The sequence below is a fragment of the Sphingobacterium cavernae genome (assembly GCF_008520265.1).
GTDB classification, from domain to species: Bacteria; Bacteroidota; Bacteroidia; order Sphingobacteriales; family Sphingobacteriaceae; genus Sphingobacterium; species Sphingobacterium cavernae.
This window is the reverse complement of the sequence record NZ_VIQM01000108.1, coordinates 24,917-44,398: the sequence shown is the minus strand read 5'-3', so window position 1 is coordinate 44,398 and position 19,482 is coordinate 24,917. Positions and strand designations below refer to the sequence as shown.

The window sequence follows — 19,482 nt, the reverse complement described above, 5'->3', positions numbered from 1 at the left end:
TTCAATTCCTAACTTTGCAGCATGTATCTATACAACATATCTATTATCGTCGACAATGATCGACACGAGATTTTGATTCAATGGGTGAAAGACAATTGGTTAAATACACTTCCAGCGCAAGCTAAGTTTTTAAAATTATTAGATTCCCCACATGAAGGGCATACATATTGTGTGCAATTGGTCTTTGAAAACCCTTCAGAAATACCAACGTTCCAACAAGAAAAATTAGTAATTCTTCAATCGCATATTACAACGAATCATTTGGAAAAAGCATTTCTTTTTGATAGTACAATGAAATACATCTAGCATTTTAGTGCTACCAAATAACAACAAAGTCTCCTAAAATATAGGAGACTTTGTTTCTTTATGACGAAATTTCTTGTACCATAGAATTGCTACGCCTCCGCCAATTAGAAAAGGTGCGGCAAGTAAAAAAAGTATTCCGTTGTTTAACCCTTTACCTTGCGTATTGCCATTTTGTGTACTATTTTCTGCATTTAAAGAACACATAGCGCATTGGGCATCTACCTTGTTCGGAATTGCAGTTAAACCTACTGAAAGTTTAAAACAAATAAGAAGAATTCGGAATAATTTCATACCTCAAAGGTAACTAATTAAATATCAAAATTGTGTAAGAAAACTACTTCAATAACACGTTAAATTTCTCCCAAAAGCCATCTACTGGCAAAGGAGCTTCAATCAACATTTGTCCTTCCTTCACTGGATGAGAGAATGCTAAAGAACGCGAATGAAGACAGATTGTACGACGAAGTGAACCACGTGGATAGCCATATTTATTGTCACCAACAATTGGACATCCCATGTAAGCCAATTGACAACGAATCTGATGTGTGCGTCCAGTCAACGGGGTTACTTTTAACAAATAATACCCATCTAAATGACCTACAATTTCGTAATCCAATTCTGCATAGCTACCGTTCTTAACTTCCCTATCGTAAGCTTTTGTCACCATTTTCTTGCGGTCACGTAATAACCAATTGGTCAATTTCCCTGCTTTATGAGGCGGACGTTCGCGTACTATAGCAAGATAAGTTTTTTGAACTTTGCGGTCGTGAAAAGCCTTATTCATACGATCCAACGATTTACTGGTTTTCGCCAGCAAAATCATACCGCTCACGGGGCGATCTAGTCGATGAATAACACCTACAAAAGCGCCATTCGGCTTATTATACTTTTTAGTCAAAAATTCATTGACCATTATTTCAAGTGACTTATCTCCCGAATCATCCACTTGAACGATGTCACCACCGCGTTTGTTTATTGCTATTAAATGATTGTCTTCGAATATGACATCATTTTCTGTAATTACAGACATTATAATTTTTAAAAGAATTACCTACTTAACTACTTCCTTTTGCTCTTCTTTTTCTTTCTTTTTGAAGAATCCTCTGAATAAAAAGTTGCTTTGTAAAGCTTCCATGTTTTGGTCAAGCTTCTCCGTACTTGTATTCAAATTTCTTAATATTTGTTTGATTTCTTGCGCTGCTGCAGGGTCATTCGTCAATACACCAATTGCGTTATCTTTATCGTTCAGACGAGAAGAAGTTTGATTTAAGTTCTCCACCAAAGCATTTGCTGTTTGTGTCACACCTTGTAACTGTGCTGCTGCGTCACGCAACGATGCAAACACTTTTGTGTCTGTCGTCAAATCATGGATAAGACCTTGATCGTTGTTCAATTTTTGAGTCAACGCAACTAAATTATTCACCGCAACACTTGCGTCAGTCATTACCTTATTCATGGATTGTACAGAAGTTTTCAAATTGGTTGCAATCGCATCATCTGTCATTAAAGCACCTACTGTACCTTTTCCATCAACCATTTGTTGAGAAAGTTTGGCAAAGTTTTGTGTTATAACAGATAGATTAGCTCCATTTTCTTGCAGCATACCCATCATTTGTTCCATCCCTACACTTGAACCAGATTTCAAGACATCACCCTCTTGGATTTGTGGAGTTTGCGCATTACCACCTACCAAACTAATGATCGAGTTACCAATCAAACCATCAGAGCCCAAAGTCGCCAACACATCCTTACGAATAAATTGACTATTTTTCTCTTCAATGTTCATTGTTACACGCACATTTTCAACTCCCTCGAAACCTATCTCTTTAACAATACCGACTTTCACACCTGAAAACCACACATTGTTACCAACTTTTAGTCCTTTAACATCCTTAAAATATGAAGTTACTTTTAGGTTTTTACTAAATTTGTTTTGCTGTGTACCCATTACAAGTATACCCGCAACCAAAATTATTAATCCAATAAAAACAAAAAGCCCTACTATTAACGATCTTTTATTTTCTGAAGCACTCATTATTAATATATTACACTATAAAATTATAATCATAAAACGGTTTGACACGTTCATCATCTGTATCAAATATTTCGGAGAAAGCTCCTTGCCTTTCAAATCTGCCATCCAATAACATCACCATGCGATCACCTACCATTTTAGCACAAGCCAAATCGTGGGTAATGATAATCGAAGAAGTTTTATACCTTTGCTGCACCTCGTTGATCAATGTATTGATTTCCAAACATGTGATCGGATCCAAACCCGCTGTAGGTTCGTCATACAACATGATATCAGGTCTTAAAATCAATGTACGTGCAATACCTATCCTTTTTTTCTGACCACCAGAAAGTTCAGACGGCATCTGGTTAATAGCTTGCGATAATCCTACTCCTTCCAATACATCTTCCACCTCACGGTTAATCTCTGCTCGAGAAAGATTACGTTTGTTACGAACAAGTGGAAATTCTAAATTTTCACGCACTGTCATACTATCGTACAGCGCACTATTCTGAAATGAAAAGCCAATTTTCAGACGCAATTGCATTAATTCGCGTTCTTTAAGATGATTCACAACTTCGCCCAATACATTAATCGTGCCCGAATCTGGCTTCAATAAACCAGAAATCAATTTTATAAGCACAGATTTACCTGTTCCAGAACGACCTAAAACCACTAAATTTTCGCCTTCAAACAATTTCAAATCCACATTTCGTAGAATCTGTCTATCGCCGAAAGATTTACTTACATCATCAACATGAATTACAGCGTTGTCATAATTTATATGCGATTTTGCTTTTTCCATTATTGTGTGATTAGAGGTGTAATAATACCCAAAAGTTGTACAATCAATAATTCTTCAATGAAGACGATAAACATAGAAGCAACCACGGCTGAGTTGGCTGCTTTACCGACACCCTCTGTACCTTTTGAGGAATAATATCCAACGTAACAACTTGCAAATCCAATTGTAAATCCAAATACCACAGCGCGTAAAACCATCGCGAATAAGTCAATCATTTGGATAGAATCGAATACTTGCGAGAAGAAACTCAACAAACTCAAATCATCCACTGCGCTAATGCTCAAATATCCACCGAAGAGTCCAATTCCCGCAACATAAAAACACAATACAGGAATCATTATCGTCGTGGCAATAATGCGGCTGACAATCAAAAATTTGAAAGGATTTGTACCGGAAACTTCCATCGCGTCGATTTGCTCCGTTACATTCATCGAACTTAATTCAGCGCCAATTTGTGAGCCCACTTTACCTGACGCAATTAATGCTGTAACCAAGGGAGCTAGTGCACGAACAATTGCAATTGAAATCAAAGCTGGCAACCAAGATGTTGCCCCAAATTCTTCTAGAGACGGTCTCGATTGTTTTGTAAAAACAAAACCCACGATAAAACCTGTCAATGAAATCAATGGAAAAGACTTCCACCCAACTTCATAACATTGTCTAATAATTTCCTTAAACTCAAATGGTGGACTTACAACTTCGCGAAAAAAACGCATCAAAAAGCGATGCATTCTAGCAAATTCGAGGAGTAAATTATTGATTTTCCTTCCCATTTATATTTCTTATACGAATTAGATAAATTAAAAAGTACTATACATAAAGTATAGCGCAAATGTACAAATTTTTAAGCGACCGCTCTTATGTATAGCTAAATTTAGAAATACTAATAATCGATAAATTGTTTTAAATGACATCGAATAAACATTAATATCCCTATTGCGTAAAAATATTTAACGAATATTTACAACTTGTTGATACAAATGCACAATTATATTTCATCGAATTAAACCATCTTCCTCTTCGCATTGTCATACCAACAAAATTGATTACAAAAAGAGAATATTTACATTTAAAATTATACAATATGAAAAACTGGAAGTTTACCCACTACATGTCCGCGATAGTAATCGCACTTTCCAGCATCTTGTTCCTAAGCAATGCTAAAGCACAAGTATATGGACAAGTTTCATTAGATATATTTTATGACGAACTATCACCTTACGGTGATTGGGATATGGATCCTACTTATGGGGATATTTGGTATCCAAACGAAGGTAGAAATTTCAGACCATACAGCACAAATGGCTATTGGACAATGACAGAATATGGCAACACATGGGTATCTAATTACGCATGGGGCTGGGCTCCCTTTCATTATGGTCGCTGGGTACACAATTCATATCGTGGATGGGGATGGATTCCTGGCTACGAATGGGGACCAGCATGGGTAGACTGGCGTTCGGGTAATGGCTATTATGGCTGGGCACCAATGATGCCACGTTCAGGAGTTAGCATTTCTATTCATATTCCGGTGTCAGCATGGTGTTTTGCGCCTGTAAGACATATCTACTCGCGCAATTTTCATAGACATGCGTATTACGGACGTACTAACATTTACAATAGAACAACTATAATCAACAATACATATGTAGTGAATAACAATCATTATTATGGTGGTCCATCACGTAGAGATGTAGAACGCGCTATTGGCAGAAGAGTGGAAGTTCGAAGCGTAAGACAATCAGACCGCCCAGGAGCTTCTCGTGTTGACAATAGAAGTGTATCTATTTACAGACCTGATCGCGATAATAACAAAACAACAAGCCGCTCAGTATCTCCAGAAAGAAGATCTGCAACAAACTCTAGAGAAGTGAATAGAAATGATAACCGTGTTGACAACAGCAGAAGTGCAGCTAGAAGCGCGCAACGTGAATTGCATATCGGCAACGATGGAAACACTACTATTCGTGATAGAAATAACAGAACAGAAGAGCGTGCCGTAACTAATAGAAATACGAATGAAACCACGCCAAGAAATACGTCCAGCAGAAATACGGATAATGTAAATCGTAATACGGACAGAAGTGCTAGAACTGTGGAGCGCAGTCCGGTAACAAACAACAATACAGATAATAACCGTGTGAATCGTGAACGCAGTAATGTACAAAACAGAGAATCTGTAAATTCAAGAAACACAGCTCCACAACAACAACGGGTAGAGAGATCTCAGCCACAACGCGTGGAAAGAACAGAAGCACCACGAGTGGAGAGAACACAACCGCAACGTCGGGAACGTGCGCAACCACAAAGAGAGCAAAGAACACAAGAGCGTAGTGTGAGAAACAGCACTCCAGTGCAACAAGCATCAAATACGCGTAGTTCTCATTCTTCGAGTACGACTGTTGCGCGAGAATCTTCTCCACGTGTAGAACGTTCTGCTCCTGCATCGAGCAGTAGATCAGCAGGAACTTCACAACGCGGAGGAAACGGAAACAGCTCTGAACGTAGCAGAAGATAATATAAGAATAAAATCATAATTCATCTATTTAGCGGGCTAGGACATCTTAGCTCGCTTTTTTTATGTATTTTCGATTAAATTTTGGTCGAACAATTTCATCTTATTTGGGATTTCAACTTTATAATTACTTCTTATGGCAAAACTCGAATCCATATTAGATAATGATTTCTATAAGTTCACCATGCAGTATGCAGTGATCAAATTATTCCCAAGAGCAAAAGCTAAATATCAGTTTATCAATAGAGGAAAACATCAATACCCTGATGGTTTTGGAGAGAAGCTGAAAGAAGCTATTCAAGAATTAGGAAAATTGAAATTAACGAGAGAGGAGAAAAATTTCTTTGCAGAAACATGTCCTTATATTGATCCAACTTATTTCGATTTTCTTCAAGGTTATCGCTATGATCCAGATGAAGTAACGGTTACGCAAGAAGGACCCGAATTGACGGTAAAAATCGAAGGATATTGGTACCGCACAATTCTGTGGGAAGTGCCGATTATGTCGTTGATCTGCGAATTGTATTACGAAACCACTGGCCTACAGCGTGTATCTGACAAAGAAGTCGCTACAATTGTTGATGGCAAAATGCTGAAATACGATAAGCTGGATATTACAATAGCAGATTTCGGAACTCGAAGAAGACATTCTTTTGCTGTACATGATTTGGTTATAAAAACACTAAAAAAACACAATTCAAAAACCTTCATTGGAACGAGCAATGTGTACTTGGCAATGAAATACCAGACCAAACCCATAGGCACGCATGCACACGAATGGTTTATGTTTCATGCCGCAAAATTTGGGTACAAAATGGCAAACCTTTTAGGCTTGGAAAATTGGGCAGATGTGTATCGTGGAGATCTGGGGATTGCCTTATCGGACACGTATACGACAGAAGCTTTTTTCAAACAATTTGATAAAAAATTGACTAAATTATTTGATGGTGTGCGTCATGATTCGGGGGATGCAATTGAATTTGCGCAAAAAACAATCAACCATTATATCAGTAAAGGAATAGATCCAAATTCTAAAACCATCATTTTCTCCGATGGCTTGGACTATAATAAAGTTGAACGCATTGTGAACTTTTGCAAAGGTAAAATAGGAATATCCTTCGGTATCGGGACAGACTTCACAAATGATGTAGGTTTAGAACGCATGAATATTGTGTTGAAAATGACTGAAACACTACCAGAAGATGGCGAATGGACTCCTGTTATCAAACTTTCGGACGAAGCAATGAAACATACAGGAGATCCCCAAGAGATTGAATTAGCAAAAAGATATTTACAGATTGATGAGCATGCATAGAGACGTTTACGGCGAAGCACTTGCCGAATATTTTGAGAAGGAAGAATTAAGCTCACCTTTATTATTGCACAGCACTTATGGTGATATCGAAGAAATGCCGGTAGAAGTGTTTTTTCGAGATTCAGAAGATTTCCCAGAATTGGAATTTATCGCACTATCACTTTGTGATGGTAAAGTCTTGGATGTGGGCGCAGGTGTTGGTGCGCATGCATTGTATCTTCAAGAGAAGAAATTTGATGTCACAGCATTAGAAATTTCGCAAACGGCATGTAATATCATGCAACAACGTGGTGTGCAAAAAATTGTACAGCAAGATTTCTTTGATTTAGCAGATCAGCAATACGACACACTTTTATTTTTGATGAATGGAATTGGTTTAGCGGGATCGCTAGATGGATTTCGTGAATTATTAGCTCACAGTAAAAAATTATTATCCGAAAAAGGTCAATTGCTTTTTGACAGCTCTGACATCTCCTATTTGTATGACGAATACCGCATCCAAAGACCTGAATATTATTTTGGAGAAATTGGTTACCAATATGAATTTAATGGAGTCAAAGGGGAACCTTTCAAATGGCTTTACTTGGATCAAAAAACATTAATCAATGTAGGGCATGAGGAAGGTTGGGTCGTTCAGATTCTTTTCGAAGATGAGAATGATCAGTTTTTAGTAAGAATGGAACCAAGGAAATAATTTGTACCGTCATTCCAGTCCTCATTCGTTGGAATGACATATAATTTATTTTCAGCAATTTTCGGATTGTGTAGGCGAAAAAGAAGTAGGACATTTGAATATGGAGATGTCACAAGATATACTGAATTACAATAGAATAGCCAAAGCAATTGCTTTCATTCAAGCTAATTTCAAACAACAACCTAGTTTGGAAGAAATTGCTGAACATGTGCATTTGAGTCCTTTTCACTTCCAACGTTTATTTCAAGAATGGGCAGGTACTACGCCTAAGAAATTTTTGCAGTTTATAAGTTTGCAATACGCCAAGAAAATTCTTCAAGAATCAAAGTCTACAGAAGAGGCAACATATGAAACAGGATTAAGTAGTTCAAGTCGCTTGCACGAACTCTTTGTGAATATAGAAAGTATGACTCCCGCTGAATTTAAAAATGCTGGAGCTTCCTTAGTTATATATTACAGCACACAAACCACACCTTTTGGCGAAATTTGTATTGCTTCGACTCAAAAAGGAATTTGTCATATTTCCTTTATTGATGAGCAAGAAAATCCGATTCAAAGTTTGCTGCAAAATTTCGCCAATGCGCAAATCATTCATCAAGAAATGTCTATCCATCAAGAAGTAATTCATTTTTTCACCAATACTGCAACATTGACCTCTCCACTTCATTTGCATTTAAAAGGAACTCCCTTTCAACTAAAAGTCTGGGAAGCTTTATTAAAAATCCCACAAGGTCAGCTCCAAACTTATGGAGACATCGCGCAACGAATTGGCAATCCAAAATCTTCACGAGCTGTAGGCACTGCAATTGGCAGCAATCCAATAGCTTTTTTGATACCTTGTCACCGTGTCATTCAAACTTCTGGATTGTTCGGTGGTTATATGTGGGGACCGATTCGTAAGACAGCCATTATTGGTTGGGAATATGCGAAGATAAATGTAAGTAGCGATGAAACTTTTTAACACAGCCGATCCATTCAAAAATCATTTGCCTTATGATGGAACAGTTAATTACTATGGGAATGTTATTGCAAATCCAGACCACTTCTTTCAGAGCTTATTAAATGAAATAGACTGGCAACATGATCAAGCGATTATTTTTGGAAAGTTAGTAACCACCAAACGTAAGGTAGCTTGGTACGGCGATGAAGCATTCTCCTATAAATATTCTGGCATTGAAAAAGTAGCTTCCCCGTGGAACACTATACTTTTAGAACTGAAATGTCTAGTAGAGAAGATATGTGGAGAAACTTTTAATTCTTGTCTGCTGAACCTATATCACGATGGCAGCGAAGGTATGGCATGGCATAGTGATGGTGAAAAAGATTTAAAGAGAAACGGAGCTATTGCATCTTTGAGTTTTGGGGCAGAACGAAAATTTTCTTTTAAACATAAAACTACTACAGAAAAAATTGATCTAATTTTGGAAAATGGCTCTCTCTTAGTAATGAAAGATGAGACTCAAATGAATTGGCTGCATCGGCTACCACCGACCAAGAGAGTTAATTCGCCACGTATCAACCTTACTTTTCGAACTATCGTCGAAAAATAGAATGTAACAATTCTAATGACCTAGTTTTTGGACGATACAATTCCAGCATTCTTATTTATCTTTATTCAACACCACCAATTTTCTAAGTTGATGAAGAAAATATACCTTGTAATTCTATTTATTGCGCAAATCACTTTTTCCAAAGCGCAAATCACAACTCCAAAAGAACATTTTGGCTTTGCTATTGGAGATGATTATCATTTAGCTAACTTCACTCAAACGGAAGCTTATTTCAAAAAAATAGCTAAACAATCTGATCGAATTCGCTATAAAGTTATTGGTAAGACTGAAGAAGGCAGAGAGCAACCTATGCTCATTATCTCCGCACCAGAGAATCTCACCAAACTTGACCATTACCAATCCATAGCACAAAAATTAGCACGTGCTGAATTACCTGAAACTGAAGCAAAGAAATTAGCCAAAGTAGGAAAATCTGTGGTATGGATTGACGGTGGATTACATTCAACAGAAACTGTTGCGATGCACCAACTCATCCAAATCGCCTATCTTCTGGCAAGTCAAAACGATGATGAAACAAAAAATATACTTCAAAATTGCATCGTACTTCTGACCCATGCAAATCCAGATGGGCAAGAATTAGTTAGCAATTGGTATATGCGTGAATCTGTACCGGAAAAAAGATCATTAGCCAATTTGCCAAAACTCTATCAAAAGTATGCAGGACATGATAACAATCGGGATTTCTTTATGTTGAATTTGAAAGAATCACAGAATATCGCAAAGCAGTTATTCATTGAGTGGAATCCACAAATAATGTACAACCATCACCAAACAGCACCTGCTGGTGCGGTTGTAGCAGGCGCTCCTTATCGTGATCCGTTTAATTATGTATTTGATCCACTTGTGATTACAGGAATTGAATCATTGGGAGCAGCTATGGCTTCGCGATTATATGCCGAAAATAAACCTGGATATACCCAGCGTGGGGGTTCTGTTTTCTCGACTTGGTATAATGGCGGATTGCGGACCACGACGTATTTTCATAATACAATTGGCTTACTTACCGAAATTATTGGTGGACCTAATCCTTTTGAGATTCCATTAGTGCCTTCCAGATTAATTCCGAATAGCAACACTCATTATCCAGTCATTCCGCAAACATGGCATTTCAAACAATCTATTGATTATTCGACATCGTTGAATTATGCCGTATTGAATTATGCTGCAAAATTTAAAGAAGAATTGTTGTTTAATATCTATAGAATGGGTAGAAACTCCATTGAAAAAGGCAATCAAGATACTTGGTCCTTGTCACCTAGTAAAGTCACTGTCGTAGAAAAAGCTATTGAAAATCTAAAAGCACATGACGAAAAACTAAAAAATCAACGCGGCAATCCCAAACAAGCGATTGACTCATTACTAAAAAATCCAAAATACCGTGATCCACGTGTGTATATCATTTCTGCGCAGCAGGATAATCCAGCGACAACAGTGCGATTTTTAAATGCACTTTCTGCAAATGGAATTCGTATCGAAAAAGCTAATGAATCATTTAGTGTCAATGGCAAAAACTACCCAGCGCAAAGTTATATCATTAAGACAAATCAAGCATTCCGTCCGCATATCTTAGATATGTTTGAGGCACAGGATCACCCAAATGATTTTGAATATGCTGGAGGCCCTCCTATTCCACCATACGATGCTGCTGGATGGACATTGGCTTATTTGATGCACATCAATTTTGATCGTGTCTTTGAGGAAATAACTGAAAATTTCACGACTTTACCATTTGGCGAAGCTTTAAAAATTATTCAACAACCAATTGCAGATGGAAAATTCCTGACTCTTTCGAATCAAGATAACGAAAGCTTTCGCGTAATTAACGAACTGATTAAGAAGAAAATTAAAGTTTACCGTACGAACAAAGGTGAATTCGTTGTAGCGAATAATGCATTTTCGAAAGATTTGCTTATAAGCTCAGGTCTTGCAACCAAAGGAATCAATAAATTACCTTCTGATGTGAAAACAATTAAAGCGTTACGGATTGGCCTGTGGGATACTTACGGTGGAAGTATGCCTTCTGGCTGGACGCGTTATATATTTGAAAAATATGGTTTTGATTACAAAGTTATCTATGCACCAGAATTGGATAAAGAACATTTAAACAGAGAATTTGATGTAATTCTATTACCGAGTAATGCGCTTGTAAGAACTTCTTCTAATCCTATTCCTGACAATATACCAGAAGAATATGCTTCTCGGTGGGGAAATATGACTGTAGACAAAACAGTTCCCCAATTAGAAAAATTCATCAAAAACGGTGGTCATCTTATATCAATAGGAAATAGCTCAAGTATTGTAGAAGATTTAAAAATTGAGGTAACTAATCATTTGGTGAATAATGAAAACAAACCGCTGAAACGAGAAGTTTACTATACACCTGGCTCTGTATTAAAGGCTAATGTGGCTAATTCTAGCAAATCAGGTCTTGGTTATCCTGAAGAAATTGATTTTTATTTCGCAAATAATAATGTGTATCGCATTCAAGATTCTTCGATAAAACCTCTTTTATGGTTTTCTTCGGATAAAGTATTAAAAAGTGGATGGTCTTGGGGTGAAAAACACCTTAAAGATGGTATACTAGGCTTTGAAAAAAATATTGGGAAGGGTAAAATCACGGTTTTCACGCCTGACATTACTTTTCGAGCGCAAGCTCACGGAACATTTAAATTGTTGTTCAACAATTTGTATTAAAATAAGAAGAGTAAGCTCATAAGAACTTGCTCTTCTTGTTTTATGGCAATTTATTTTATTTCACCAAAGCAGCCTCAATCAATTCTGCGTAGAAATCAGATTCCTTCATGCCGAAAGCTCTTACTTGCTGTGGAATAAAACTTTGGGCTGTTTGTCCAGGGATGGTATTAATTTCAATAAAAAAGAATTTATCCGTTTCATTTTCCAAGAAGAAATCCACACGCACCATACCTTGGCAATTTAATCGAATGTAAATCTCTTTGATTATTCGTGCAGCACGTTCTTGTTGCTCTTGCGTCAAATCAGCGGGAGTAATTTCTTCCGTTAAGCCAGGAACATACTTGGCTTCGAAATCAAAAAACTCACGTGTAGTTTTTACTTCTGTAGCTGGAAGCACAATCAACTCACCTTTTGCGTTTCTAAAAATACCTTGTGAAAATTCTCTACCCGACACAAACTCTTCCACCAACACTTGAGCGCCTGTATTTTCAGCATCATAAGCTTTATCAATAGCTTCTTGTAATTCTTCAGCAACTTTTACTTTGCTCATTCCGATACTAGAACCTCCAGCATTTGGTTTTACAAAATAAGGCAACGCTAATTTTTCTTCCACCAATTTAACAGCTTCAATTCTATGATTTTCGAATAATAAAACTGATTTTGCGACATTTAATTCGGGAATATCAGCTATGATTGATTTCGTATACCCTTTATTCATCGTTAAGGAAGAAGTCAAAGCGTTACATGAAGTATATGGTAAACTAACCATATCAAAATATCCTTGTAAACGCCCATCTTCGCCAGGTGTACCATGCAAAATGATAAATGCGACATCAAAGTTGATTTTAACATTATTTAACAACAATGAAAAATCATCTTTGATAACTGTATGCTTGACTCCTTCAGCATCGGTATAAAACCAACCTTCGGGAGTGATATCGATTATATATATATCGTATTTATCTTTGTCTAATTGGCTGTAGACGAATTTTGAACTTTTGTAAGATACTTCAGCTTCACCTGTATATCCACCTGTGACTAATGCTACTTTTGTTTTCATGTTAAGGGATTCTGTTCGCAAATATAATTTGTGATACACGGAAAAACGAATATTTTTGCTGAATATTCGTTAGGTTAATCCCCTATAGATAACTTAACTTTACATCATCAAAATAAAAACACGAAGGGATGTCCAAAATATTACTATATCTTAAAACTGATGTATTCAGAAAAAATCTAATTTATGCAATGATTGTAATTGCAGTTTTTTTCCTAGCTGTATATATTGGACTTAGAATTTATACCAAACATGGTGACGCACAAGAAGTGCCTTTATTAAAAGGACTATCCATCAGCGAGGCTAAAGAAGCATTAGACAAAGCAGGTTTGGAATATAAGGTAGACTCTGTATACCAAATGGATGCGAAACCGGGATTAGTAATCGAACAGAATCCTTCAGCGACTGCATTAGTTAAAAGTGGACGAACAATTTACTTAACAATCATTACCGAAGTTGCACCAGATGTTGAATTCCCTAATATTATCGAAAAGAATTTTATTGAAGCCCAAGCAATTATTAATAATGCGTCGTTAAAAATTGGTGATACCATTTATATCAATGATATTGCTAGAGATGTTGTATTGGACGCTAAATTTGCTGGTCAGACCATCAAAACAGGTCGTCTTATAGCAAAAGGCTCTAAAATCACGCTTGTTCTTGGTAATGGACGTGGCGCTAACGAAGTGGAAATACCAACTTTAACTAATTATACTTTAGTAGAAGCAAAGTTTGCATTAGCTGGGCTAGGACTAACATTAGGGAAGATCACCGGAAACATTATAGATACTGCATCAGCCCGCGTAATTAGCCAATCTCCTGACTCTACTTCAAGATTCATTAGTATTGGATCACCAATTAATTTAGAATTAGGCAACGATATTACACCAATTCAAAATAATCCAAATTAATAAAATGGCTACAACGAAAAAATTCCCTAAATGGTTAGGAATAACTATTGCAATAATTTTTGCTATCGGATTAATTGTTGGGTATAAAGTGTATCAGATATTTTTAGGTGCTTCGGTTACAGACGCCCAAAAATATCTTTACGTACATACTAATGATACTTACGAAAATGTCCTTAGAAGAATTCGCACAGAAAATATAGTAAAAGATGCTGACGAATTCGATTATGTAGCGAAAGTGATGAAATATCCTACCACAGTAAAAGCGGGTCGTTACAAACTTGAGAAAGGAATGAGCAACCGTAGATTAGTAGGTAATTTACGTGGTGGTTATCAAGAAGCAGTTTCGCTTCGTTTTTCTAATATTAGATTAAAAGAGGATTTTGCAGGTTTCCTAGGACGCAATTTCGAACCAGATTCATTGCAATTTATATCTCTACTTACCAACGAGTTAGAAGCCGAAAAATACGGTTTCACGAAAGACAATTTTTACACAATGTTTATTCCAAATACATACCAAATCTATTGGAATACATCAGCGGACAAAATTTTAGAAAGATTTAGTGAAGAATATAAAAAGTTTTGGACAGCAGAACGTTTAGAAAAAGCAAAACAACAAAATTTAACACCTGCTGAAGTCTCAATTCTTGCATCTATCGTACGTGGTGAAGCGTTGCACAACGATGAAATGCCAATGATTGCCGGTCTGTATTTGAATAGATTGAAAAAAGGTATGCTATTACAAGCGGATCCTACAGTCATATTTGCGAATAATGATTTTACAATAAGACGTGTGCTGAATCGACATTTGACTATTGACAATCCCTATAATACATATCGATTTAAAGGATTGCCTCCAGGACCAATTAATATGCCACCTATTGTAGCAATCGATGCGGTATTGAACCCAGCAGACCACAATTATATTTATATGTGTGCAAAAGAAGATTTTTCGGGTTACCATGCTTTCGCTGTGACTGTAGCAGAACATTTGGTGAATGCCCGTAAATTCCAAAAAGCATTAGACGAGAGAAATATTAAGAAATAAAACAAATCCATGTTTGTACACGAAGAAAAGATTAGAGTGAGGTATGCAGAGACAGACCAAATGGGATACGTATACTATGGAAATTATGCCGCATACTACGAGGTAGCACGTACAGAGATGTTGCGTAAAACAGGATTTTCGTACAAAGAATTAGAAGAGATGGGCGTCATGATGCCTGTTTTGGAAATGAACATCAAATATAGCCAGCCTGCAAAATACGATGAATTACTTACCATAAAAGTTATCATCAAAGAAAAACCATCTGTGCGTATCAAGTTCGAATACGAAGTATATAGCGAAGCTGGTATCCTGCTAAATACTGGAAATACACAATTGGTATTTGTAGATATGGTTCGAAATAGGCCATGCAAAGCCCCTAATGTTTTTATGCAAAAGATGGAGCCATATTTTGATTAACATGAAATGAAAAAGCTCCATAACCGATTATTAGTGTTTAAACCCTACGACAACTTAGTCGAATGGAGCAAAATCACCACTCTTCCTGGCTTTGGAAAGTTACCAATATATTCCGTAGCGAGTTTCTTTTTCCAAGAAATTACGCGTGAATCAATTCTCAACAAAGCTTCAAGTCTATCGTACAACTTTATGTTGGCAATTTTCCCAGGGATTATCTTCTTGTTCACGCTTATCCCTTATATTCCAGTTGACAATTTTCAAGAGAAATTACTCAGCTTTTTGGAAATTGTTATTCCAACAGATGCCTTTACAGCCATACAAACAACATTAGAAGATATCATTAAAAACCAAAATGGCGGATTATTGTCTTTTGGTTTCGTCCTAGCAACGTTCTTTGCTACCAATGGAATGACAAACCTAATGATGACTTTCAATAAAGCATCATTGACTCGTGAGAATAGAAAATGGCTTTTACGTCGGATCATCGCCTTAGCTCTCTCTTTTGCAATCGTTACTGCATTAGCTTTAGGTATCGGTGTTTTCACAATTGTTGGGATATTTATCAATTACCTCAAAGAAAACATAGAATACGATCTTTCTTGGTTTTGGACATTTTTATTGACCGTTTCAAAATGGTGTATATTATTCTTAATATATTTTTTCACAGTTGGATTAGTATATAAATATGGACCATCAAGTTCAAGACATTGGAAAATTTTTAGCCCAGGAGCAATATTAGCCACAATTTTAGCCATTCTCACTTTCTCGGGGTTTGCTTTTTACATCAATAATTTTAACGCTTACAATAAAATATACGGGTCTATCGGTACAATTATTGTTATAATGATTTGGATGTATTTAAATTCCTTAATAATTTTGATAGGATTTGAACTCAATACTAGCTTAGTTTTATCCAAACGAAGTATTAAAGTCGTAAGACATAAATCACACAACCAATTTAAAATATAAGTTAATTAATGATTGAAAAAGAAGTAAAGTAAAACAATAATATACGAATAGCTTTACTTGTTGTCACTATTTCGCTTTTCCTCGTTATAACTACAATTTTCTTTATTAGCATCAATTATTTTCAAGCCATTCATAAAAGAATCACAAAACTTATAGAATTAACGAATTACAAAGATTCAAAATATGAAGACGTAGTAAATTACTTCTTAGAAGCAGAAAATCATTTTAGAAAATATAGTATCGACTTAGATATAACCCATTATAAAAACTATGAAAAAATATAAACAATCTTAACAATAGAATATCTGATATAATTTCCCAACAAAAGGGAGATTCAACTGCAAAACAAGCAGAGGTTAATGATGCAATTCTATATTAAGAAATATACTTAATTACAAAATGACATAAAGAAATTAATGGCGCTCTCTGTACGGATAGATTCAATACAATCTCTCCCACTCGGCACAAATCATTTACCAATTCCTACTGCGAAAAATTTAAATCTTGATATTGATAAAGCCCCAAAAACGCTACAAAGACCAAATAAATTACCATTACCTAAGGCAATCAAATATACACCGCAATTAATTATCGACGAAGAGACCATAAGAGTTCATAATAAGCAACTGGAGAATTTTTCTAAAACAACCAGTAATTATTTTAACCCGTTGTGCATTTTAAATAATACTAATTTTTAAATTGTTGATATTCCTGTTGAATATATTTTTGTTGATGTATTGAACAATCGTAATGGCTGTAATTTTCGTCAGTATTCTGGTCTTGAAACCATCAAAGGACTTGGCATAATTGCGTCTTACCATAAACTGGTCGCACATTTGCGAAAACAAGGTTTCAATTCGTTTTCTGGATTTTCTGAACAAGCTGAATTGAGGTTTGCATCCCTTTTGGTTATTTCTTTTTGGCGTATCCAGCCTGATATTGGCGTGTTCAAAAAGGCTTAGCTGTACCGCTGCGGACAGATATCCCTTATCGCCCAGCAGCGTGCAATCCGAGAGCTGATCGCTGACATCATTCAGATAATGAATATCATGGACATTTGCCGGAGTAAGGTCAATAGCCTGAAATACACCTTTTAACGAACAAACCGCATGAAGTTTATAACCATAATAGTACATCTTTTGCGAGGCACAGTACCCTTTGGCCGGCATGCTGTAAAGTTCCTCTCTGCATATTTTTGAGCGGGAACTGCGAGCAATTTTACAGACTTCCAAAGGCATACTATCCACAATAAATACGTCTTCGCATTCATTAAACGATTCTGCAAGTTCCAGACGGATAGCATTCTGGTAAAGCATCAATCTCCGCTTTCTTCTATTGTATACAGTGCGCTCTATTTTACCCTGCAAACAGGAAGGAAGCTTTCGGAAAAGGTCGTTCTCACTGTCGATCCCCATATATTCAGCTGTTAAACTCAGGCTGATGACCTCAAGGTCGCTCATAGCTGGACGTCTGCGTTGCATGGGTAATTGCCGCTCTGTTGATATTTTTCTTAAAACTTCCAATATTCTTTCGTAATTTGCTCTTAAGTTGTTCATTCTAAATCGTTTTGTAGTTAAAACAATTTACTGATTATCAGCGTAATGAGCAACTTATTTCTCCTTTTTTATCCCTAAATCATAATGCACAACGGGTTATTTTAATGAATTTAGATCTTCATACGAATCATTAAGAAAGTCTGAACGTAAACTTCTTTCTAATCATTTCACTTTACTTTACGGTATTTTATCAATCTATACAAGGAATATACGACTATCAGATAGGCAATCATAAGAAATTACTCCGAAGTGAGCATGATGAATTATTGATTCAATCCAGTAAACTGACTTGGCAGACTATTATTTGTTTAGTATTTATCTTTATTCTCATTTTTATAATGATTTATTATCAATTTAGAAATAGATATTATGAAAAGCAATTGATACAAGAGCAACATTATGCAGCCAAACTTGCTTCAGAAAAGTCTGATATTCTTGCAGAAATAAGTCATGAAATACGAAATCCCCTTAATTCTCTGATAGGAATAATTGATTTGTTGCGTAAAAGAGGAAATATTTATTCTGAAAAAGAACAGCTTTTCTTAGATTCTGCCTATTCTAATATAACGAATACATCTCGCAGTATAAATGATATTCTTAATTTGAGTAAGATAGATTATACTTCCAATTTGGATTTACATGACTTTGATATCAATGATTTAGCAAATGATATTTACCACATACATAAAAGCCAAGCTGAAATAAAGAACATTGATTTTGAAGTCACAGTCGATGAGAGAGCTCCAACTATTATATACAGTGATGAACTAAAAATTAGACAAGTATTAACTAATCTAATTTCCAATGGGATTAAATATACAATCAAGGGTAAAGTCAGTTGTTACATTAAGATCAATGAGATAAATAACCTGCAGATAAAAATTTCTGATTCAGGCTTAGTAATTCCAGAAGGAATGCAACCACATATTTTCAAAAAATATTTTACACGAAGTGATGAAAACAAACTCAGCAATGGTATAGGCCTCGGATTATACATCACAAAAAAATTAGTAAGTAAATTGCAAGGAACAATCTCATTCGTAAGTAGAGAAAACATAGGAACAACATTTACCATTGAGATTCCAATTCCTAAAGCTAAAATGAAAGTTAAATCGTCATCTAATTTGAAATCATTAGCTGATTTCCCAGATGATCTTTCATGGCTATTAGTTGATGATAATATTTTAAATATTCTATACTTAAAACAATTCTTTCAAACATTTAAACATGTGAAAACTGCTTCGAATGGTCTAGAAGCTTTGGAAATATTGAAAGACTACACGCCGAATATTATAATAACAGATATTAATATGCCGATTATGAGAGGAGATGAATTATTAGTCTACATTAGGCAATTACCCAAATTAAAACTTACAAAAATAATAGCAACGTCATCTTATTACGAACAAATAAAAGAATTAGAAAAAAAACGTAACGAATTCTTTGACAATGTGATTATGAAACCTTTCAGTGAAAAAGATTTAGTAAAAATTATCAATTATACACTAGCACAGGAAAACACAAAGCTTTGATATTTTCTAAAAACTTTTTTCACATAAATAATTGTAAATAAAAGTTTTTCGTATCTTTGCACTTCCTACAATGTAGGGAAA

At 35.7% G+C, this 19,482-nt stretch carries 19 protein-coding genes; 12 read left to right on the top strand and 7 right to left on the bottom strand.

All coding sequences use genetic code 11. From position 1 onward, the window contains the following. Positions 1–21: 21 nt before the first annotated feature. Positions 22–306 (top strand): DUF4286 family protein, encoded by a 285-nt coding sequence (locus tag FLS47_RS17160; RefSeq protein WP_149915549.1) that lies wholly within the window; start codon positions 22–24, stop codon positions 304–306. Positions 307–339: 33 nt separating this feature from the next. On the opposite strand, the gene FLS47_RS17155 is transcribed toward FLS47_RS17160, so the two are convergent. The 5 genes from FLS47_RS17155 to FLS47_RS17135 are packed head-to-tail and all read right to left on the bottom strand — an operon-like array spanning position 340 to position 3,898. Further along, positions 340–597: a hypothetical protein gene (locus tag FLS47_RS17155; protein ID WP_149915548.1), complete on the bottom strand. Its 258-nt coding sequence runs from the start codon at positions 595–597 to the stop codon at positions 340–342. A 43-nt stretch (positions 598–640) separates the two neighbouring features. Beyond that, positions 641–1,336: an RluA family pseudouridine synthase gene (locus FLS47_RS17150; protein WP_149915547.1), complete on the bottom strand. Its 696-nt coding sequence runs from the start codon at positions 1,334–1,336 to the stop codon at positions 641–643. A 21-nt stretch (positions 1,337–1,357) separates the two neighbouring features. Then, positions 1,358–2,341 carry an MlaD family protein gene (locus tag FLS47_RS17145; RefSeq protein WP_149915546.1) on the bottom strand — a complete coding sequence of 328 codons (984 nt, stop codon included), beginning with the start codon at positions 2,339–2,341 and terminating at the stop codon, positions 1,358–1,360. Between the two features lie 10 nt (positions 2,342–2,351). Beyond that, the gene (locus tag FLS47_RS17140) at positions 2,352–3,125 is read right to left on the bottom strand and encodes an ABC transporter ATP-binding protein (protein WP_149915545.1); all 774 of its coding nucleotides are present in this window, start codon (positions 3,123–3,125) and stop codon (positions 2,352–2,354) included. Beyond that, entirely contained in the window at positions 3,125–3,898 is a 774-nt protein-coding gene (locus FLS47_RS17135; RefSeq protein ID WP_149915544.1) for an MlaE family ABC transporter permease, read from the bottom strand. Before FLS47_RS17135 ends, FLS47_RS17140 begins: the two co-directional genes overlap by 1 nt. A gap of 311 nt (positions 3,899–4,209) precedes the next feature. Here FLS47_RS17135 and FLS47_RS17130 point away from each other — a divergent pair, with 311 nt between their 5' ends. From FLS47_RS17130 to FLS47_RS17105, 6 genes are all read left to right on the top strand, one after another. Beyond that, positions 4,210–5,643 carry a DUF6600 domain-containing protein gene (locus tag FLS47_RS17130; protein WP_149915543.1) on the top strand — a complete coding sequence of 478 codons (1,434 nt, stop codon included), beginning with the start codon at positions 4,210–4,212 and terminating at the stop codon, positions 5,641–5,643. 133 nt (positions 5,644–5,776) lie between these two features. Continuing rightward, entirely contained in the window at positions 5,777–6,955 is a 1,179-nt protein-coding gene (gene pncB, locus FLS47_RS17125; protein ID WP_149915542.1) for a nicotinate phosphoribosyltransferase, read from the top strand. After that, positions 6,948–7,649, top strand: a complete 702-nt coding sequence (locus tag FLS47_RS17120; protein ID WP_149915541.1) for a class I SAM-dependent methyltransferase — start codon at positions 6,948–6,950, stop codon at positions 7,647–7,649. Before pncB ends, FLS47_RS17120 begins: the two co-directional genes overlap by 8 nt. Positions 7,650–7,749: 100 nt before the next feature. Further along, positions 7,750–8,610: a bifunctional transcriptional activator/DNA repair enzyme AdaA gene (locus tag FLS47_RS17115; RefSeq protein ID WP_149915540.1), complete on the top strand. Its 861-nt coding sequence runs from the start codon at positions 7,750–7,752 to the stop codon at positions 8,608–8,610. Beyond that, the gene (locus FLS47_RS17110; RefSeq protein ID WP_149915539.1) at positions 8,597–9,199 is read left to right on the top strand and encodes an alpha-ketoglutarate-dependent dioxygenase AlkB family protein; all 603 of its coding nucleotides are present in this window, start codon (positions 8,597–8,599) and stop codon (positions 9,197–9,199) included. The genes FLS47_RS17115 and FLS47_RS17110 overlap by 14 nt, the downstream gene beginning before the upstream one ends. 90 nt (positions 9,200–9,289) lie before the next feature. Further along, complete coding sequence (locus FLS47_RS17105; protein ID WP_149915538.1) at positions 9,290–11,914, top strand: M14 family metallopeptidase; 2,625 nt, start codon at positions 9,290–9,292, stop codon at positions 11,912–11,914. A gap of 55 nt (positions 11,915–11,969) precedes the next feature. Here FLS47_RS17105 and FLS47_RS17100 read toward each other — a convergent pair whose 3' ends face one another. Continuing rightward, positions 11,970–12,974, bottom strand: a complete 1,005-nt coding sequence (locus tag FLS47_RS17100; protein ID WP_149915537.1) for a D-alanine--D-alanine ligase — start codon at positions 12,972–12,974, stop codon at positions 11,970–11,972. A 128-nt stretch (positions 12,975–13,102) separates the two neighbouring features. On the opposite strand from FLS47_RS17100, the gene FLS47_RS17095 reads away from it, so the two are divergent. Genes FLS47_RS17095 through FLS47_RS17080 form a run of 4 tightly spaced genes read left to right on the top strand, consistent with a single transcriptional unit; the run spans position 13,103 to position 16,313 of the window. Beyond that, a complete protein-coding gene (locus FLS47_RS17095; RefSeq protein ID WP_149915536.1) occupies positions 13,103–13,882 on the top strand; it encodes a PASTA domain-containing protein in 780 nt (259 codons plus the stop codon). Positions 13,883–13,886: 4 nt separating this feature from the next. Then, positions 13,887–14,927, top strand: coding sequence for an endolytic transglycosylase MltG (gene mltG, locus FLS47_RS17090; RefSeq protein WP_149915535.1), 1,041 nt, complete (start codon positions 13,887–13,889; stop codon positions 14,925–14,927). A 9-nt stretch (positions 14,928–14,936) separates the two neighbouring features. Then, positions 14,937–15,344, top strand: coding sequence for an acyl-CoA thioesterase (locus FLS47_RS17085; RefSeq protein WP_149915534.1), 408 nt, complete (start codon positions 14,937–14,939; stop codon positions 15,342–15,344). Positions 15,345–15,350: 6 nt separating this feature from the next. Further along, on the top strand, positions 15,351–16,313 hold the full coding sequence (locus FLS47_RS17080; protein ID WP_149915533.1) for a YihY/virulence factor BrkB family protein: 963 nt from the start codon (positions 15,351–15,353) through the stop codon (positions 16,311–16,313). 677 nt (positions 16,314–16,990) lie between these two features. On the opposite strand, the gene FLS47_RS17075 is transcribed toward FLS47_RS17080, so the two are convergent. After that, complete coding sequence (locus tag FLS47_RS17075; protein ID WP_149915532.1) at positions 16,991–17,869, bottom strand: IS982 family transposase; 879 nt, start codon at positions 17,867–17,869, stop codon at positions 16,991–16,993. Positions 17,870–18,207: 338 nt separating this feature from the next. Between FLS47_RS17075 and FLS47_RS17070 the strand changes: the two genes are divergently transcribed. Continuing rightward, the gene (locus FLS47_RS17070) at positions 18,208–19,401 is read left to right on the top strand and encodes a hybrid sensor histidine kinase/response regulator (RefSeq protein WP_149915531.1); all 1,194 of its coding nucleotides are present in this window, start codon (positions 18,208–18,210) and stop codon (positions 19,399–19,401) included. The last annotated feature ends 81 nt before the right edge of the window (positions 19,402–19,482 follow it).

Bases quoted from the DNA above. Each gene is read 5' to 3' on its own strand.
- FLS47_RS17160 (WP_149915549.1), top strand. From the start codon at position 22: ATGTATCTATACAACATATCTATTATCGTCGACAATGATCGACACGAG.
- FLS47_RS17155 (WP_149915548.1), bottom strand. From the start codon at position 597: ATGAAATTATTCCGAATTCTTCTTATTTGTTTTAAACTTTCAGTAGGT.
- FLS47_RS17150 (WP_149915547.1), bottom strand. From the start codon at position 1,336: ATGTCTGTAATTACAGAAAATGATGTCATATTCGAAGACAATCATTTA.
- FLS47_RS17145 (WP_149915546.1), bottom strand. From the start codon at position 2,341: ATGAGTGCTTCAGAAAATAAAAGATCGTTAATAGTAGGGCTTTTTGTT.
- FLS47_RS17140 (WP_149915545.1), bottom strand. From the start codon at position 3,125: ATGGAAAAAGCAAAATCGCATATAAATTATGACAACGCTGTAATTCAT.
- FLS47_RS17135 (WP_149915544.1), bottom strand. From the start codon at position 3,898: ATGGGAAGGAAAATCAATAATTTACTCCTCGAATTTGCTAGAATGCAT.
- FLS47_RS17130 (WP_149915543.1), top strand. From the start codon at position 4,210: ATGAAAAACTGGAAGTTTACCCACTACATGTCCGCGATAGTAATCGCA.
- pncB (WP_149915542.1), top strand. From the start codon at position 5,777: ATGGCAAAACTCGAATCCATATTAGATAATGATTTCTATAAGTTCACC.
- FLS47_RS17120 (WP_149915541.1), top strand. From the start codon at position 6,948: ATGCATAGAGACGTTTACGGCGAAGCACTTGCCGAATATTTTGAGAAG.
- FLS47_RS17115 (WP_149915540.1), top strand. From the start codon at position 7,750: ATGGAGATGTCACAAGATATACTGAATTACAATAGAATAGCCAAAGCA.
- FLS47_RS17110 (WP_149915539.1), top strand. From the start codon at position 8,597: ATGAAACTTTTTAACACAGCCGATCCATTCAAAAATCATTTGCCTTAT.
- FLS47_RS17105 (WP_149915538.1), top strand. From the start codon at position 9,290: ATGAAGAAAATATACCTTGTAATTCTATTTATTGCGCAAATCACTTTT.
- FLS47_RS17100 (WP_149915537.1), bottom strand. From the start codon at position 12,974: ATGAAAACAAAAGTAGCATTAGTCACAGGTGGATATACAGGTGAAGCT.
- FLS47_RS17095 (WP_149915536.1), top strand. From the start codon at position 13,103: ATGTCCAAAATATTACTATATCTTAAAACTGATGTATTCAGAAAAAAT.
- mltG (WP_149915535.1), top strand. From the start codon at position 13,887: ATGGCTACAACGAAAAAATTCCCTAAATGGTTAGGAATAACTATTGCA.
- FLS47_RS17085 (WP_149915534.1), top strand. From the start codon at position 14,937: ATGTTTGTACACGAAGAAAAGATTAGAGTGAGGTATGCAGAGACAGAC.
- FLS47_RS17080 (WP_149915533.1), top strand. From the start codon at position 15,351: ATGAAAAAGCTCCATAACCGATTATTAGTGTTTAAACCCTACGACAAC.
- FLS47_RS17075 (WP_149915532.1), bottom strand. From the start codon at position 17,869: ATGAACAACTTAAGAGCAAATTACGAAAGAATATTGGAAGTTTTAAGA.
- FLS47_RS17070 (WP_149915531.1), top strand. From the start codon at position 18,208: ATGATTTATTATCAATTTAGAAATAGATATTATGAAAAGCAATTGATA.